The following is a 15,496-nucleotide window of genomic DNA, read 5'->3' on the forward strand; positions in this document are numbered from 1 at the left end:
TCAGAGCGGGGTGACGTTCGCAGCCTGCGGGCCCTTCTGGCCCTGCTCGATGTCGAACGCGATCCGCTGGCCTTCATCGAGCGAGCGGTACCCGCTGGTCTGGATGGCCGAGTAGTGGACGAACACATCCGGTCCGCCGCCGTCGGGGGTGGCGAAGCCGAACCCCTTCTCCGCGTTGAACCACTTGACAGTTCCTTCGGGCATTGCTCGCTCCTAGCTGAGGTGGTGCATCGGGGTCCTGCCATAGCGCAGGGCCTTCCCGACGCGACAACCCTAGCGGCCGATGACCGGATCGGGACACCGGTGCGGCAGAACTGTGACCTGGGACTCCTTCTGCGTGTCGATGCGGAACCGCTCTGGCCTCAGAGCAAGTGGCCCGGATCCTCCGGGAACGCGGGCGCAACCCGTCGTCCCCGGCGGGGCCAGGCGGGCCCGTAGGCGCCGACGGAATACGTCGCGCGCACCGGCGTGGCGGCGGGCAGGGCGGCCGGCTCGGGACGCCAGGAACGGACGCCGATCGGTCGTTCGGCGAGGAGGACCGGGGCTGCCGGCGGGTGCGGCGCCGGGACCCAGCGCCGGAGCCCGAGCTGGCCGGCCAGCAGGACGGCGAGCGCGATGGAGACGGTGAGGAAGGCGTCGGTGACCGCGGTGGCCACGTCGAGGGCGGTGATCCGGGGCCAGCCGATGGCCTCCAGCTGGTGGCCGACCATCTCGACGACGACGTACAGCACGCCGTACGCCAGCAACCAGATCCTCACCCGTGCTCCTCCGCCGTGGTCGACAGGTGCATCGACCACCGCTACCCACCGCTGGAGCTCCGGAAGGCGTCCCGGGATCGCCGCTCACCCCTCCGGGGGAGCGGGACCGTCCGTGCGGAGGAGGACGGCCGGCGGGGGAGACGGCCCGCCCTGGTCTTGCGGTTTTCCTGCGGTTCCCTCCGCACCGCCGTGCGGCTGCTCGCCGACGGTGGGACCTGCCGGACGGATCCGGCGCACCACCGATCCAGGAGGACCGCCATGCAGCCGCTCGCCGCCTCGCCCGTGCCCACGCGCACCGCCGTCCCGGCCGGTGCCGTCTTCCTGCGCGACGTGGACGACCTGCACGACGCCGACCTGGACCAGCTGCTGGCCGACCGCCTCGCCGAGTCCGCCGGTGCGCTGCCCGCCGCGGTGATGGCGGCCCGGCTGGCGGAGCAGATCGCGCAGCCCGGGACGGCGCCGGCCGCCGGCCGGGTGCACGCGCTCCCCGCGACCGCACATCGGCTCGTCGGCTGACCCCCTGAGCCGCGACACGTGGGAGGTGGGACATCCGGACCGAGCCGACGCTCGGTCCAGCCGTCCGACCGGTGAGCCTCCCTGAGCTCGGGCACGGGACGAGGATGTGCGCCGGCGCCGACCTCCGAGGGCCAGAGGTGGGCGTCAGCGCACTCCCGCGTCGTCGGGCGACCGGCGGCCCGCCGATCGGCGGGACACGCCACGGCGAGGTGCGGTTCCCGCAGGTCGCCGCGCCGGCTTCCGCCCGGGGACCCGGTCGCCCTCTACTGGGTGAGCGGGTACGAGGAGCGCTCCCTCCGGCCCGGGCGAGCATCACGATCGACGAGGACACCGTGGACGTGCAGGGGCAGATCGTCCGGCAGCAGGTCCAGGGCCGGCGGTGGCTGCTGTCCGTGCAGTTCCGCGAGCTCTCGGAGCAGGACGCCACCGTGCTGCGGCGCCGGGTGTTCCGGGCGCTGCGCGAGGAGCGCGCGGCCGCGGTCGACCGATCCCCGCCCTGACTACCCGGCGGTCGCGGGGGGCTTCCGGGCCCGGCTGGGCTGCACGCGCATCGGCTCGCCCGGCATCTTCGGGTAGTCGGGGGGATAGGGCAGGTCGCCGAGGCCCTCGTCGGCCTCCTGCTTCTCGAACAGCTCCAGCAGCGGCTCGATGCCGAAGGCGTGGTCGGCCAGCCCGGCGTGCTTGTCACCGACGGCGGCGAACCGGGCCGGCATGGTGAGGACGTCGAAGTCGGTGGGGTGGACGTCGGGGAGCTCGTCCCAGTCGACCGGTGCCGACACGGGCGCGTGGGCCCGGGGCCGGATCGAGTAGGCCGAGGCGATCGTGCGGTCCCTGGCCATCTGGTTGTAGTCGATGAAGATCTTCTCGCCGCGCTCCTCCTTCCACCACGACATCGTCACCTGGTCGGGGAGGCGCCGTTCGAGCTCGCGGCCGAAGGCGATGACGGCGTGCCGCACCTCGGTGAAGGTCCACCGCGGCTGGATCGGCACGTAGACGTGCACGCCACGGCCGCCGGAGGTCTTCGGCCACCCCTCCATGCCGTACTCGTGCAGCAGCTCCCGCACGTGGGGGGCGACGCGGACGGCGTCGGAGAAGTCGGTGCCCGGCTGCGGGTCCAGGTCGATGCGGATCTGGTCGGGCGACTCGACGTCGTCCCGGCCCACCGGCCAGGGGTGGAAGGTCAGCGTGCCGAGGTTGGCGCACCAGGCGACGACGGCGACCGAGTCGGGCGCGATCTCGTCGGCGGTGCGCCCGCTGGGGAAGGTGATGTGCGCCGTCGGCACCCAGTCGGGGGCGTTCTTCGGCACCCGCTTCTGGTAGAACGCGTCGCCGTGGGTGTCCGCCCGCGTGGCCATCTTCGCGTCGGGGGAGAAGCCCCCCGGCCAGCGCTCCAGCGTGGTGGGCCGGTCTCTCAGCGCGAAGAGGATCCCGTCGCCGACCGCGATGAAGTACTCGACGACGTCGATCTTGCGGATCCCGCGTTCGGGGAAGTACGGCTTCTCCGGGTTGGAGACCCGCACCTCGTGCCCGTCCACCTGCAGGACGACGGCGTCCTTGCTGCTGCTGGCCATTCCCGCGCTCCGCTCGTCCGGGGGCTGCCGAGTCTCACGCAGGACAGGTGAGCCCGTCCACGGGGACGGTGAGGTCGATCAGGTACGCGTTGACCGCCGCGGTGACGCACTCGGTCTTGGGGTAGGCGGTGTGGCCCAGCCCCTGCCAGGTCAGCAGGGCGCCGTTCTGGAGGTCCTCGGCGAGGTCGACGGCGCCGGGCAGCGGGGTGACCGGGTCGCCCTCGGTGCCCACGACCAGGATCGGCGCGCTGCCCTCGGCGTCGCGCTCGGGCAGCGGGGTGCGGTCGGCCTCCCACACCGAGCAGGTGAACAGGCCGGCGGCCGCGCCCGCACCGAAGAGCGGGTAGCGGGCGCTCCACTCACCGACCAGCTCCCGCACCCGGTCCTCGGGCACGGTCTCCTCGGTGTCGGCGCAGTTGATCGCCAGGTTGGCGTCGAGCAGGTTCGAGTAGGTGCCGTCCTCGAGCCGGCCGCTGTAGTCGTCGGCCAGCGAGAAGAGCAGGCGCGAGTCGCCGTTGCGGGTGGCGGCGAGGCCCTGCGCCAGCTGCGGCCAGGATGCGGTGTCGTACAGCGCCGCCTGCACCGCGGTGAGGATGACCCCCGGCGTGGCCTGCCGCGTCTCGCCCTCCTCGCTGCTCGGCACGGGTGTGGCCTGCGCCTGGGCGAGGAGCTCCTCGAGGAAGCGGCGGGGGTCGTCACCCAGCGGGCAGCCGGCGATGAGCGCCCGGCAGTTGTCGGCGAAGGCGTCGAAGCCCCGCTCGAACCCGGCGGCGTTGGCCTCGGCGTCGGCGACCGCGTCGACGTCGGGGTCGACGGCGGCGTCGAGCACCATGGCGCGCACGCGGTCGGGGTAGAGCTCGGCGTAGGTCGAGCCCAGCGTGGTGCCGTAGGAGTAGCCGAGGAAGTTCAGCTGCTCCTCGCCCAGGGCCAGGCGCAGCTGCTCCATGTCCCGGGCGGTGTCGACGGTGTTGAAGGTGCCCAGCGCCTCGCCGTACTCGTCGGCGCAGCCCTCCGCCACCTCGCGGGAGAGGGCGAAGACGTCGTCGAGCTGCTCGTCGGTCGTCGGACGCGGCTCCGCCGCGATCGCGCGGTCCTTGAGCTCCTTGGGGATGCACTCCACGGGGGTGGACAGGCCCACGCCGCGCGGGTCGAAGCCCACGATGTCGAAGCGGCGCAGCACGTCCTCCGGCAGGGTGAGCGCCAGGCCGATGGCGGCGTCGGCGCCGGAGCCGCCCGGGCCGCCGGGGTTCACCATCAGCGACCCGATCCGATCGGTCTGCCCGGCCAGCACCGCGCGGACGAGGAAGAGCGGCAGCGTGGCGCCGCCCGGCTCGTCGTAGCTGATCGGCACGTCGGTGCGGCCGCACTCGAAGGCGAGGTCGCGCTCGCTGCCCGGCTGCCCCTCGATGAGCGGCTGGATCTGCGCGTCGCAGTCGGTCCACTCGATCGGAGCGGCCTCGGGCTCGGTCGGTGCCGTGCTGGTCGCCGCGGGCTCTTCCGTGGTCTCGGCGAAGGAGGTGCAGCCGCCCAGCACGAGGGGCAGGGCCAGGAGCAGGCCGGAGGCGGCGGCCGGGAGGCCACGGTGCAGACGCATGATCACGAGCATAGGTACCTTCCCGCCCCCCACCGCTCGCACGAGCTACCACGGCCCCCTGCAGGAGCCCGCCGCGAGCCTGCGAGTGGTGCGGGGCAGGGGGTCCTTCACCCGTCCAGGACCTCGGCCAGGTCGTAGCGGACCGGCACCTCGAGCTGGTCGTACGTGCAGCTGCGGGGGTCCCGGTCGGGGCGCCAGCGGAGGAACTGGCCCGTGTGACGAAGTCGACGGCCTTCCAGCTGGTCGTACTTGATCTCCACGACCAGCTCCGGGCGCAGCGGCACCCAGGAGAGGTCCTTCTTCGCGTTCCACCGGCTCACCGCGCCGGGCATCCGCTGCTCGCCGTCGGCCTGCACCTGGGCGTTGGCCCAGTCCTGCCACGGGTGGCCGTCGAGCGCCTCGGCGCGGTAGGGCGCGAGCTCCTCGACCAGCTCGGCGCGGCGCTTCATCGGGAAGGACGCCGCGACCCCGATGTGCTGCAGCTCGCCGTCGTCGTAGAGGCCCAGCAGCAGCGAGCCGACGATCGGCCCGCTCTTGTGCCAGCGGAAACCCGCGACGACGCAGTCCGCCGTCCGCACGTGCTTGACCTTGGTCATCAGCCGCTGGTCCGGGCCGTAGGGCAGGTCGGCGGACTTGGCGACGACCCCGTCGAGGCCGGCGCCCTCGAACGTCTCGAACCAGCGCTCGGCGGTGGCGGCGTCCCGGGTGATGCCGGTCAGGTGCACCGGCGGGCGGGCCCCGGCCAGGGCGTCCTCCAGCCGGGCCCGCCGCTGGGCGAACGGGACCTCGAGCAGCGACTCGTCGCCCAGGGCGAGCAGGTCGAAGGCGACGAAGGAGGCCGGCGTCTGCTCGGCGAGGAGCGTGATGCGCGACTCCGCCGGGTGGATCCGCTGCAGCAGCGCCTCGAAGTGCAGCCGGTCGTCCCGCGGCACGACGATCTCGCCGTCGACGACGCAGCGCTCGGGCAGGTTCTCCTTCACCGCCGCGACGACCTCCGGGAAGTAGCGGGTCAGCGGGCGCTCGTTGCGGCTGCCGAGCTCCACCTCGTCGCCGTCGCGGAAGACGATGCAGCGGAAACCGTCCCACTTGGGCTCGTAGAACCACTCGTCGCCGACCGGCACCTTCGTGGCGGGCTTCGCGAGCATCGGCTTCACCGGCGGCTGCAGCGGCAGGTCCATGCCGGTCAGTCAAGCAGCCGGGGCGCGCACGAGGGCCTCGACGGAGTGCGCGGGCGGTCCTAGCGTTCCCGGCGCGGGGGACGACCCCCGGGAGGCGCAGAGGCCCATGTACCTGACCAGGTTCAGCTACACGCCGGAGACCTGGAGGCGGCTGATCGCGGACCCCGAGGACCGCCGCGAGGCCGCGACGACCTACATCGAGTCGGTGGGCGGGAGGCTCCACGGCTTCTGGTACGCCTTCGGCTCGCACGACGGGGTCAACCTCTGGGAGGCGCCGGATGACGTCGCCATGGCGTCCGTGGTGCTGGCGATCGGCAGCGGCGGGGCGGTCACGAACCTGGAGACGACGGTGCTGCTGACGGTGGAGGAGACCCTGGAGGCCCTGGGCCGGGCCCGGGGGATCGGCTACCGCCCGCCGGCGGGGTAGGACGGCTGCCGCTCCGCCGACCCGATCGCGTACCGGGCGAAGAGCATGCCGTCCTCCTCGAGCAGCTGGCGCAGCTCCAGCCGGGTGGGGACGCCCAGAGCGGCGTCGAGCAGCCGGGTCTCGCCGCCGACCAGGGCCGGGGAGAGCGACAGGTCGAGCTCGTCGACGACGCCCGCCGCGAGCGCGGTCCGCAGCAGCTGCGGCCCGCCCTCGCAGGTGACCTGCTCCAGACCGCGCCCGGCCAGCGCGGCGAGGGCGGCGGGCAGGTCGACGTCGTCGTCCCCGCACACCAGGACCTCCGCGCCGGCGGCGGCGAGCGCGGCGCGCCGCTCGGCGTGGGCGGCCCCGCAGGTGACGACGACGGTGCGGGAGACCGCCTCGGTGACCAGCCGGCTCGACGGGTCGAGGCTCCCCCGCCGGGAGACCACGGCGATCGGCGCCGTGGGTGGCCGGCCGATCGCCGCGCGCAGCCGGCCGACCACGGAGCCGGGCAGGACCGGCCGGTAGCCCTCGGCGGAGGCGGTGCCGTGCCCGACCAGGACGACGTCGGCGAGCGCGCGCAGCACGCGGAACACCCGCTTGTCGCCGGGCGAGCCCAGCCCTTCGCTCACCCCGCCGACGGTGATCGCGCCGTCGAGCGAGGCGATGAAGTTCATCCGCAGCGCGGGGCCAGGCGCCAGCCGGTAGGCCTCCACGAGCTCGTCGTCGTCGACCGGCCCGGGCTCGGGCAGCAGCCGCCGCATCAGCGGGTGGCGAGGACGGCCGCGCTCTCGGCCGGCAGGGTCACCGTCGCGCCGTCGACCTCGGGCAGCTCCCCGGTGCAGAAGAGGACGTCGCCCACCGTGCGGTCCAGGTCGACCTCGCGCGGCTGGTCGGCGAGGTTGACCGCGACCCGCAGCGCGCCGCGGTGCACCACCAGCCAGCGGTCGGCGTCGTCCCAGGTCACCTCGACCGACGCCAGGTCGGGGTCGACCAGGTCGGGGTGGGCGCGGCGCAGCGCCAGCAGCGAACGGTGCAGCGCGAGCAGCCGGTCGTGCGGCTCCTTCTCCGGCTCGCTCCAGTCGAGCTTCGAGCGGGTGAAGGTCTCCGGGTCCTGCGGGTCGGGCACCTCGTCGGCGTCCCACCCGTGCTCGGCGAACTCGCCCTTGCGACCCTCCGCCGTCGCGCGGCCGATCTCCGGGTCGGTGTGGCTGGTGAAGAACTGCCAGGGCGTGGCGGCGCCCCACTCCTCGCCCATGAAGAGCATCGGGGTGAACGGGCTGGTGAGCACGAGCGTCGCGCCGACGCCGAGGAGGCCGGGGGAGAGCGACGCCGAGATGCGGTCGCCGACGGCTCGGTTGCCGATCTGGTCGTGGTCCTGCAGGTAGCCGAGGAACTTCCAGCCCGGCAGGTGCGCGGTGTCCACCGGCCGGCCGTGGTGCCGGCGGCGGAAGCTCGACCAGGCGCCGTCGTGAAAGAAGGCGCCGGTGAGGGTCTTGGCCAGGCCGCCGAGCCCGGCTTCGGCGAAGTCGCGGTAGTAGCCCTGGTCCTCGCCGGTCAGCGTGGCGTGCAGCGCGTGGTGGAAGTCGTCGCTCCACTGCGCGTGGATGCCGGTGCCGCCGGCGACCCGGGGCGTCACCATCCGCGGGTCGTTGAGGTCGCTCTCGGCGATCAGCGTGAGCGGCCGGCCGACGGCGGCCGACAGCCGGTCGACCTCCGCGGCCATCTCCTCCAGCAGGTGGGTGGCCCGCTCGTCGACGAGGGCGTGCACGGCGTCCAGGCGCAGCCCGTCGACGTGCATGTCGCGCAGCCACATCAGGGCGTTGTCGATGATGTAGCGGCGCACCTCGTCGGAGTCCGGCCCCGACAGGTTGACCGACTCGCCCCAGGTGTTGGCGCCGCCCTCGCTGAAGATCGGCATGAACAGCGGCAGGTAGTTGCCCGAGGGGCCGAGGTGGTTGTAGACGACGTCCTGCACCACGCCGAGGCCGCGCTGGTGGCAGGCGTCGACGAACCGCTGGTAGGCCGCCGGGCCGCCGTAGCTCTCCTGCACCGCGTACCAGAGGACGCCGTCGTAGCCCCAGTTGTGCGTGCCGTCGAAGCCGTTGACGGGCAGCAGCTCCACGAAGTCGACGCCGAGGCCGACGAGGTGGTCGAGCTTCGCGATCGCCGAGTCCAGGGTGCCCTCGGGGGTGAAGGTGCCGACGTGCAGCTCGTAGACCACGCCGCCGGCGAGGGGGCGGCCGGTCCAGGCGTCGTCGCCCCAGGCGTAGGCGGAGGGGTCGAAGCGGCGGGAGAGGCCGTGCACGCCGTCGGGCTGGCGGCGCGACCGCGGGTCGGGGCGGGGCGTGTCGTCGTCACCGAGCAGGAAGCCGTAGTCGGCCTCGGGCCCGGCCTCGACCTCGGTGCGCCACCAGCCGCCCTCGTCGCGGTGCATGTCGTGGACCGCGCCGTCCACCTGCAGACGCACCCGCTCCGGCAGCGGCGCCCAGACGGCGAACTCGACGGGTGCGGGCATGCAGGGCCTCCAGGACGGGGTCGGGCGGGGACGGTGACGATGTTCTGCCCGGACGGCGGCCGTCGAACCGTCGGGCGGTGTCGCAGCGCCGTCGGAGGGCTGCGGACCCGTGACGGCCGAGGGGGAGCCGGTGACCGGCTCTTCCCCCGATGGTGGGACGCGGGGACGAGATCGCGGTACCTAGGCTTCTCGCCGCGGTGGCGCACGGTCGCCACGGTGCAGACGCACGCCGGGGCATGCCGGCGTTCCCCGGAGAAGGATCTCGTGATGCCCAGGAGCCAGTTGAACGCGGTCCTGCGCTCGCGCCTGCGACCCGCGCACCGCCGCATCGCCGGCCTCCTGCCTCCGGCCGCCCGGCGGCGCTACCTCTACCTGGCCGGGCAGGGGCGGGTGCCCCGGTTGCGCGCCCCGCAGACGTTCACCGAGAAGGTCAGCTGGCGCATCCTCCGGGACCGCCGGCCGGAGCTGGCGTGGACGTGCGACAAGCTGGCGATGAAGGACCACGCGCACCGCCTGCGGCAGGAGGCGGGCGTGGCCGTGCCGGAGACGCTGTGGTCGGGGGAGGACCTGGCCGCGGTGGCCGGCCGCCGGTTCGACCGCCCCTGGGTGCTCAAGCCGAACCACCGGAGCGGGCTCGTGCGGTTCGGGGCCGCCTCGGAGGTCGTCGACGCGGCGACGGTGGCGGCGACGCGGGACTGGCTGCGCGACGACCAGAACGCGCTCCTGGGGGAGTGGGCCTACAGCTTGGCCCGGAAGCTGTTCCTCGTCGAGGAGGCTGTCGGCGGGGGCGACCCCCTGGACGACTACAAGTTCCTGGTGTTCGACGGCGAGGTCGCCGCGGTCCAGGTCGATCGGGGCAGGTTCACGGCGGAGCAGACGCGCTCCTACTACACGCCTGACTGGGAGCGCATGCCCGTCGAGCTGGTCGTGCCGACCGGACCGCCGGTCGAGGCCCCGGCGAACCTGGGCGCCATGCTGCGGGCCGCGGAGGTGCTCGGCCGTTCATTCGACTTCATGCGCGTCGACCTGTACACCACGGGGGACGAGGTGTGGTTCGGCGAGCTCACCCCGTACCCGAGCGGGGGCTGCATGCGGTACGAGCCCAGGGAGTTCGACGCGTGGCTGGGATCGCACTGGTCGCTGCCGGCGTCCCCGCGCTGAACCCGGCGCCGGACGGCGCCACGGCCCGGGTCGACGGCGTCGTTCTCCCTCGACGGTGGGACGCGGGAACGGGATCCGGAACCTAGGCTTCTCACCGTGGCGGCCAGGTGTCGCCGCCACGGTCAGCAGCACGCCGGGGATGCCGGCGTCCCACGGAGAAGGACCTCGATGCCCCGCAGCCAGTTGAACGCGGTCCTCCGCTCCTACCTGCAGCCCGCGCACCGCGGGATCGCCGGTCTGCTGCCACCGACCGCGCGGCGGCGGTACCTGTACCTCGCCGGGCACCGGCAGCTGCCCCGCCTGCGGGACCCGCAGACCTTCTCCGAGAAGGTCAACTGGCGGATCCTGCGCGATCGCCGCCCCGAGCTGGCGTGGACCTGCGACAAGCTCGCGATGAAGGAGCACGCGCACCGCCTGCAGCAGGAGGCGGGCGTGGTCGTCCCCGAGACGCTGTGGTCGGGGGAGGACCTGGCCGCGGTGGCCGGCCGCCGGTTCGACCGCCCCTGGGTGCTCAAGCCGAACCACCGGAGCGGGCTCGTGCGGTTCGGCGCGGCCTCGGAGGTCGTCGACTCGGCGGCGGTGGCGGCGACGCGGGGCTGGCTCCGGGACGACCAGAGCGCGCTGCTCGGGGAGTGGGCCTACAGCGAGGCCCGGAAGCTCCTCCTCGTCGAGGAGGCCATCGGCGGGGGTGAGCCGCTGGACGACTACAAGTTCTTCGTCTTCGACGGGCAGGTCGCCGCCATCCAGGTCGACCGGGACCGGTTCACCGGCGACCACACCCGCAACCTGTACACCCGCGACTGGGAGCCCGTCCCCGTGCAGGTCGTCGCGCCCAGCGGGCCGCCGACCGGGGCACCGGTGGACCTCCCCGCGATGCTGCACGCGGCGGAGGTGCTCGCTCGCTCCTACGACTTCATGCGGGTCGACCTCTACAGCTCGGCCGGCACCATCTGGTTCGGGGAGCTCACCCCCTATCCGGGCGGCGGGGTCATGCCGTTCGAGCCCGCTTCCTTCGACGCGTGGCTCGGGTCGCGGTGGACCCTGCCGACGTCCCCGCAGGGAGACCGACCGGCCGGCGCCCCGCGACCTCGCGCCACCGCTCCGGCGTAGCCGCGCACCTCGGTACCGCTCCCGGTCGCCGCCGCTACTCCCGCACGAGGAGCGCCACCGGGAGGCGCGAGAGCAGCGCGCCGGCCTCGACCCCCGCCGCGTCCGAGACCACCCGGGTGCCGGTCAGCAGGTCGCGCCAGGCGCCGGTGCCCAGCTGCAGGGCCGTGTCTCCCCAGCCGGTCCCGGCCAGCGCCGCCGGCAGCCGGGTCCCCACGACGACGACGCCGCCGCGGTCGTAGGCCACCAGGTGGTCCGCCGCCGAGCCGGTGACCGCGACCGGCTGGTACCCGCTGAACCGGTCGGGCTGGTCGCGGCGGGCGCGCAGGGTCCGCGAGACGACGAGGAGCTTCGCCGCCCCGCTCTCGTCCACCGGAGGCACCTCGCCGCCGTCGAGCCGCTCCAGCAGCGAGCGGCGGAGGGCGTAGTCGACCGGGCGACGGTTGTCGGGGTCGACCAGCGACAGGTCCCACAGCTCGGTGCCCTGGTAGACGTCCGGGACGCCCGGCATGGTGAGCTGCAGCAGCTTCTGGGTGAGGGAGTTCGACCAGCCCAGTGGGGCGATGCGGGTGACGAACGCGTCGATCTCCGACCTCGTGGCGGGGTCGTCGAAGGCCCCGTCGACCAGCGCGTGCAGCCGGGCCTCGAACTCTTCGTCCGGATCGGTCCAGGTGGTGGAGGTGCCGGCCTCGCGCGCGGCCTTCTCTGCGTAGGCGTGTGCGCGCTCGCGGGACAGCGGCCAGGCGCCGACCAGGTTCTGCCACACCAGGTGCGCCAGCGGGCGGTCGGGGAGCGGGTGCCGGTCGAGCCACCCCCGCACGAGCCGGGCCCACTCGTCGGGGACCTCCGCGAGCACCGCCAGCCGGGCGCGCACGTCCTCGCTGCGCTTGGTGTCGTGCGTCGAGAGCGTGGTCATCGACAGCGGCCGCACCTCCTGACGCCGCTGCTGGGCCGCGTGGAACTCGGCGACCGTGCTGCCGAAGCGGGCCGGGTCGCCGCCGACCTCGTTCAGCGCCACGAACCGCGACCAGCGGTAGTAGGCGCTGTCCTCGACGCCCTTGGCCATCACCGGCCCGCTGGTCTGCTCGAACCGGGTCGCCGCCTCGGTGCCCGCCTGCGACAGCACCGGGTGCAGCGCGTCCAGGGCCGCGACCAGGTCGGGTCGCCGGGCGCGCACCGCCGCGACGGTCTCGTCGAGGTGCTCGCGGCCGTCGGGCAGGTAGCTGCGGTAGACGCCGAAGGTGGCCAGCAGCTCGGCCAGCGCCTCGGTCTGCTGCTCGCGGTCGATCCCGGGCAGCTCACCGATCACCCGCACCAGGCGGGCGACCTCCGAGCCGAGCATCCCGTCGGTGACCTCGCGCTTGCAGTCGTGGACGAGCTGCGCGTAGTCGACCGGCCGGCCGGCGAGCTCGGTGTCCAGCGCGGTGAGCGCCTCCTCGCCGGCCGGGTCGACGAGCACCTGGTCGACCTCGGTGAGCGCGTCGTAGCCGGTGGTCCCAGCGGTCGCCCAGCTCTCCGGCAGGTCCTCGCCGGGCTCGAGGATCTTCTCGACGACGGTCCAGCGGCCGCCCGACGCCTCGGCGAGCCGGTCGAGGTAGCCCTTGGGGTCGGCCAGCCCGTCGGGGTGGTCGATCCGCAGCCCGTCGACGGCGCCGTCGTGCGCCAGCCGCAGCACGAGCTCGTGGGTGGCGTCGAAGACCTCCGGGTCCTCGACCCGCAGGCCGGCGAGGGTGTTGATGGCGAAGAACCGCCGGTAGTTGAGGTCGGAGTCGGCGCGGCGCCAGTCGACCAGCTCGTAGTGCTGGCGGGCGTGCACCTCCTGCGGGGTAGGACTCCGGCCTTCCTCGGTCGTCAGGGTGCCCGGCGCGATCGGGAAGCGGTTGTCGTAGTAGCGGAGCTCCCCGTCTTCGTCGCCCCCACCCTCCCGGCCGACGACCTCGAGCTTCTCGACGTCGTCCGCCGACCCCAGGACGGGGATGCGCACCTTGCCGCCACCGAAGTCCCAGTCGATGTCGAACGCCGCGGCGTGCGCGCTGTCCCGTCCGTGCTTCAGCACGTCCCACCACCACGGGGCCGCGGCGGGGTCGGCCACGCCCATGTGGTTGGGCACCAGGTCGAGCACCAGCCCGAGGCCGTGCTCGTGCAGCGCGGCGACGAACCGGTCGAAGCCGGCTTGCCCGCCCCGGGCCTCGTCGATGTGCGCGTGGTCCACGGTGTCGTACCCGTGGTTGCTGCCCTCGGCGGAGCGGAGCAGCGGCGAGCTGTAGGCGTGGGTGACCCCCAGGTCGGCGAGGTACCCGGCCACCTCCGCGGCGTCCTGGAGCGGGAATCCGGCGTGCACCTGCAGTCGGTAGGTCGCCGCCGGGGTGCCGCGGCGGCGCTCGCTGCCGGGCACCTGGATCGGCTGGCTCACTGCGCGGGCCCCGTCAGGACGACGATCGAGCGACCCTGCACGGTGACGGTCTCGCCGGGCTTGACCTCGACCGGCTCCACCTCGTGCATCTCGGCGGTGTCGAGCACCGGCGTCCAGGTCCGCGAGTAGTCGTCGCTGGGCAGGGTGAACTCGATCGGCTCGTGCGAGGCGTTGAACGCCAGGTAGAAGTGGTCGTCGGAGACGTACTCGCCGCGCTCGTCGGTCTCCCTGATCCCCACGCCGTTGAGGTAGACCGCCAGCGACTTGGCGTAGGCGGCGTCCCAGTCCTCGTCGGCCATCTCCTCGCCCGACGGGGCCAGCCAGGCGATGTCGGGCACCGGGTCACCGAGCCCGCGGCGCACCGGCCGGCCGTGGAAGAACCGGCGACGGCGGAACGTCGGGTGGTCGCAGCGCAGCTTGGTGACCTTCTTGGTGAACTCCAGCAGGCCCTCGTCGACGTTCTCCCAGTCGATCCAGGTCAGCTCGGAGTCCTGGCAGTAGCCGTTGTTGTTGCCGCCCTGCGAGCGCCCGAGCTCGTCGCCGTGCAGCAGCATCGGCACGCCCTGGCTCAGCATGATCGTGGTGATGAAGTTGCGCCGCTGCTGCGCGCGCAGCTGCAGGATCTCCGGGTCGTCGGTGGGGCCCTCGACGCCGCAGTTCCAGCTGCGGTTGTGGCTCTCGCCGTCGTTGTTGCCCTCGCCGTTGGCCTCGTTGTGCTTCTCGTTGTAGGAGACGAGGTCGTTGAGCGTGAAGCCGTCGTGCGCGGTCACGAAGTTGATGCTGGCCACCGGCCGCCGGCCCGAGTGCTGGTACAGGTCGGAGGAGCCGGAGATCCGGTCGGCGAACTCGCCGATCGTCCCCCCCTCACCGCGCCAGAAGTCGCGGACGGTGTCGCGGTACTTGCCGTTCCACTCCGTCCACAGGGCCGGGAAGTTGCCGACCTGGTAGCCGCCCTCACCGACGTCCCACGGCTCGGCGATCAGCTTCACCTGGCTGACCACCGGGTCCTGGTGGACCAGGTCGAAGAAGGTCGCCAGCCGGTCGACGGCGTGCAGCTCGCGGGCCAGGGAGGAGGCCAGGTCGAAGCGGAAGCCGTCGACGTGCATCTCGGTGACCCAGTAGCGCAGCGAGTCCATGATCAGCTGCAGCGACTGCGGCGTCCGGACGTTGAGCGTGTTCCCGGTACCCGTGTAGTCCATGTAGAACTGCTCGTCGCCCTCGACGAGCTTGTAGTACGTGCGGTTGTCGATGCCCCGGAAGGAGAGCGTCGGGCCCAGGTGGTTGCCCTCGGCGGTGTGGTTGTAGACCACGTCGAGGATCACCTCGATGCCCGCCTCGTGCAGGGCGCGGACCATGCCCTTGAACTCCTGGACGTGCTGCCCGGCCGTCGTGTTGCTGGCGTACTCGTTGTGCGGGGCGAAGAAGCCGATCGTGTTGTAGCCCCAGTAGTTGCGGAGCCCCTTCTGCTGGAGGGTGTCGTCCTGCACGAACTGGTGCACCGGCAGGAGCTCGATCGCCGTGATGCCCAGGTCCTGGAGGTGCTCGATCGTCGCCGGGTGCGCGACGCCGGCGTAGGTGCCCCGCAGCTCCTCGGGGATCCGCGGGTTGGTCATCGTGAGCCCCTTGACGTGGGCCTCGTAGATGACCGTCTTGTTGTAGGGGGTCTTCGGCGGCCGGTCGACGCCCCAGTCGAAGTACGGGTTGACGACGACGGACTTCGGCATGTGCGCCGCCGAGTCGTCGTCGTTGCGCTCCTTGGTCTCGAAGTCGTAGCCGAAGACGGACGGGTCCCAGTCGATCTGGCCGTCGATGGCCTTCGCGTACGGGTCGAGCAGGAGCTTGTTCGGGTTGCAGCGCAGCCCCTGCGCCGGGTCGTGCGGGCCGTGCACACGGAAGCCGTACTTCTGGCCGGGGTGGATGCCGGGCAGGAAGGCGTGCCAGACGTACCCGTCCATCTCGGGCAGCCGGACGCGTTCCTCGTTGCCGTCGTCGTCGAACAGGCACAGCTCGACCTTCTCGGCCACCTCGCTGAAGATCGCGAAGTTCGTCCCGGTGCCGTCGTACGTGGCGCCGAGGGGATAGGCACTTCCGGGCCACACCTGGGTCATCTGGGGGGTTCCTCCTGCGCAGGGCGCCCCGGGGCTGGGGGCGGGTGACCCGGGTGCATGCTCGCGCGACCCGGGTCCGGGGACGGGCGTCGGGACCCCGTTGCCCGCGCGCGGGGCTCGCCACACCTACGCGGAGGGTGAGACTGCCGACTCCCGCGCCGGCGGG

At 73.1% G+C, this 15,496-nt stretch carries 14 protein-coding genes; 5 read left to right on the top strand and 9 right to left on the bottom strand.

What is annotated here, in order from left to right; genetic code table 11:
* On the bottom strand, positions 1-204 hold the full coding sequence (locus ACI79P_RS07775) for a cold-shock protein (RefSeq protein ID WP_040339721.1): 204 nt from the start codon (positions 202-204) through the stop codon (positions 1-3).
* A gap of 158 nt (positions 205-362) precedes the next feature.
* Positions 363-758 (bottom strand): hypothetical protein, encoded by a 396-nt coding sequence (locus ACI79P_RS07780; RefSeq protein WP_456580460.1) that lies wholly within the window; start codon positions 756-758, stop codon positions 363-365.
* 258 nt (positions 759-1,016) lie between these two features.
* On the opposite strand from ACI79P_RS07780, the gene ACI79P_RS07785 reads away from it, so the two are divergent.
* Complete coding sequence (locus ACI79P_RS07785) at positions 1,017-1,274, top strand: hypothetical protein (RefSeq protein ID WP_456580461.1); 258 nt, start codon at positions 1,017-1,019, stop codon at positions 1,272-1,274.
* Between the two features lie 104 nt (positions 1,275-1,378).
* Complete coding sequence (locus ACI79P_RS07790) at positions 1,379-1,774, top strand: PilZ domain-containing protein (protein ID WP_456580559.1); 396 nt, start codon at positions 1,379-1,381, stop codon at positions 1,772-1,774.
* Here ACI79P_RS07790 and ligD read toward each other — a convergent pair whose 3' ends face one another.
* From ligD to ACI79P_RS07805, 3 genes are all read right to left on the bottom strand, one after another.
* Positions 1,775-2,845 carry a non-homologous end-joining DNA ligase gene (gene ligD, locus ACI79P_RS07795; RefSeq protein ID WP_456580462.1) on the bottom strand — a complete coding sequence of 357 codons (1,071 nt, stop codon included), beginning with the start codon at positions 2,843-2,845 and terminating at the stop codon, positions 1,775-1,777.
* 34 nt (positions 2,846-2,879) lie between these two features.
* A complete protein-coding gene (locus ACI79P_RS07800) occupies positions 2,880-4,439 on the bottom strand; it encodes an alpha/beta hydrolase (RefSeq protein WP_456580463.1) in 1,560 nt (519 codons plus the stop codon).
* Between the two features lie 107 nt (positions 4,440-4,546).
* On the bottom strand, positions 4,547-5,617 hold the full coding sequence (locus ACI79P_RS07805; protein ID WP_456580464.1) for an ATP-dependent DNA ligase: 1,071 nt from the start codon (positions 5,615-5,617) through the stop codon (positions 4,547-4,549).
* A 106-nt stretch (positions 5,618-5,723) separates the two neighbouring features.
* Here ACI79P_RS07805 and ACI79P_RS07810 point away from each other — a divergent pair, with 106 nt between their 5' ends.
* Positions 5,724-6,044, top strand: coding sequence for a GYD domain-containing protein (locus ACI79P_RS07810; protein ID WP_456580465.1), 321 nt, complete (start codon positions 5,724-5,726; stop codon positions 6,042-6,044).
* On the opposite strand, the gene ACI79P_RS07815 is transcribed toward ACI79P_RS07810, so the two are convergent.
* Both ACI79P_RS07815 and treZ read right to left on the bottom strand, forming a co-directional pair.
* Positions 6,023-6,787 (bottom strand): dihydrofolate reductase family protein, encoded by a 765-nt coding sequence (locus ACI79P_RS07815; RefSeq protein ID WP_456580466.1) that lies wholly within the window; start codon positions 6,785-6,787, stop codon positions 6,023-6,025. The genes ACI79P_RS07810 and ACI79P_RS07815 overlap by 22 nt on opposite strands.
* Entirely contained in the window at positions 6,787-8,541 is a 1,755-nt protein-coding gene (treZ, locus tag ACI79P_RS07820) for a malto-oligosyltrehalose trehalohydrolase (RefSeq protein WP_456580467.1), read from the bottom strand. The genes ACI79P_RS07815 and treZ overlap by 1 nt, the downstream gene beginning before the upstream one ends.
* A 267-nt stretch (positions 8,542-8,808) precedes the next feature.
* On the opposite strand from treZ, the gene ACI79P_RS07825 reads away from it, so the two are divergent.
* Positions 8,809-9,702, top strand: a complete 894-nt coding sequence (locus tag ACI79P_RS07825) for an ATP-grasp fold amidoligase family protein (RefSeq protein ID WP_456580468.1) — start codon at positions 8,809-8,811, stop codon at positions 9,700-9,702.
* Between the two features lie 168 nt (positions 9,703-9,870).
* Positions 9,871-10,812: an ATP-grasp fold amidoligase family protein gene (locus ACI79P_RS07830; RefSeq protein ID WP_456580469.1), complete on the top strand. Its 942-nt coding sequence runs from the start codon at positions 9,871-9,873 to the stop codon at positions 10,810-10,812.
* Between the two features lie 34 nt (positions 10,813-10,846).
* Here ACI79P_RS07830 and treY read toward each other — a convergent pair whose 3' ends face one another.
* Both treY and glgX read right to left on the bottom strand, forming a co-directional pair.
* Positions 10,847-13,222, bottom strand: coding sequence for a malto-oligosyltrehalose synthase (gene treY, locus ACI79P_RS07835; RefSeq protein WP_456580470.1), 2,376 nt, complete (start codon positions 13,220-13,222; stop codon positions 10,847-10,849).
* On the bottom strand, positions 13,219-15,330 hold the full coding sequence (gene glgX / locus ACI79P_RS07840; protein ID WP_456580471.1) for a glycogen debranching protein GlgX: 2,112 nt from the start codon (positions 15,328-15,330) through the stop codon (positions 13,219-13,221). Before glgX ends, treY begins: the two co-directional genes overlap by 4 nt.
* Between the last annotated feature and the right edge of the window lie 166 nt (positions 15,331-15,496).

Source organism: Blastococcus sp. SYSU DS0510, from assembly GCF_054050835.1.

Coding starts and splice junctions, on each gene's coding strand:
- ACI79P_RS07830 (WP_456580469.1), top strand. CDS start 9,871: ATGCCCCGCAGCCAGTTGAACGCGGTCCTCCGCTCCTACCTGCAGCCC.
- ACI79P_RS07805 (WP_456580464.1), bottom strand. CDS start 5,617: ATGGACCTGCCGCTGCAGCCGCCGGTGAAGCCGATGCTCGCGAAGCCC.
- ACI79P_RS07785 (WP_456580461.1), top strand. CDS start 1,017: ATGCAGCCGCTCGCCGCCTCGCCCGTGCCCACGCGCACCGCCGTCCCG.
- ACI79P_RS07825 (WP_456580468.1), top strand. CDS start 8,809: ATGCCCAGGAGCCAGTTGAACGCGGTCCTGCGCTCGCGCCTGCGACCC.
- glgX (WP_456580471.1), bottom strand. CDS start 15,330: ATGACCCAGGTGTGGCCCGGAAGTGCCTATCCCCTCGGCGCCACGTAC.
- ACI79P_RS07800 (WP_456580463.1), bottom strand. CDS start 4,439: ATGCGTCTGCACCGTGGCCTCCCGGCCGCCGCCTCCGGCCTGCTCCTG.
- ligD (WP_456580462.1), bottom strand. CDS start 2,845: ATGGCCAGCAGCAGCAAGGACGCCGTCGTCCTGCAGGTGGACGGGCAC.
- ACI79P_RS07790 (WP_456580559.1), top strand. CDS start 1,379: ATGTGCGCCGGCGCCGACCTCCGAGGGCCAGAGGTGGGCGTCAGCGCA.
- ACI79P_RS07775 (WP_040339721.1), bottom strand. CDS start 204: ATGCCCGAAGGAACTGTCAAGTGGTTCAACGCGGAGAAGGGGTTCGGC.
- treZ (WP_456580467.1), bottom strand. CDS start 8,541: ATGCCCGCACCCGTCGAGTTCGCCGTCTGGGCGCCGCTGCCGGAGCGG.
- ACI79P_RS07815 (WP_456580466.1), bottom strand. CDS start 6,787: ATGCGGCGGCTGCTGCCCGAGCCCGGGCCGGTCGACGACGACGAGCTC.
- ACI79P_RS07810 (WP_456580465.1), top strand. CDS start 5,724: ATGTACCTGACCAGGTTCAGCTACACGCCGGAGACCTGGAGGCGGCTG.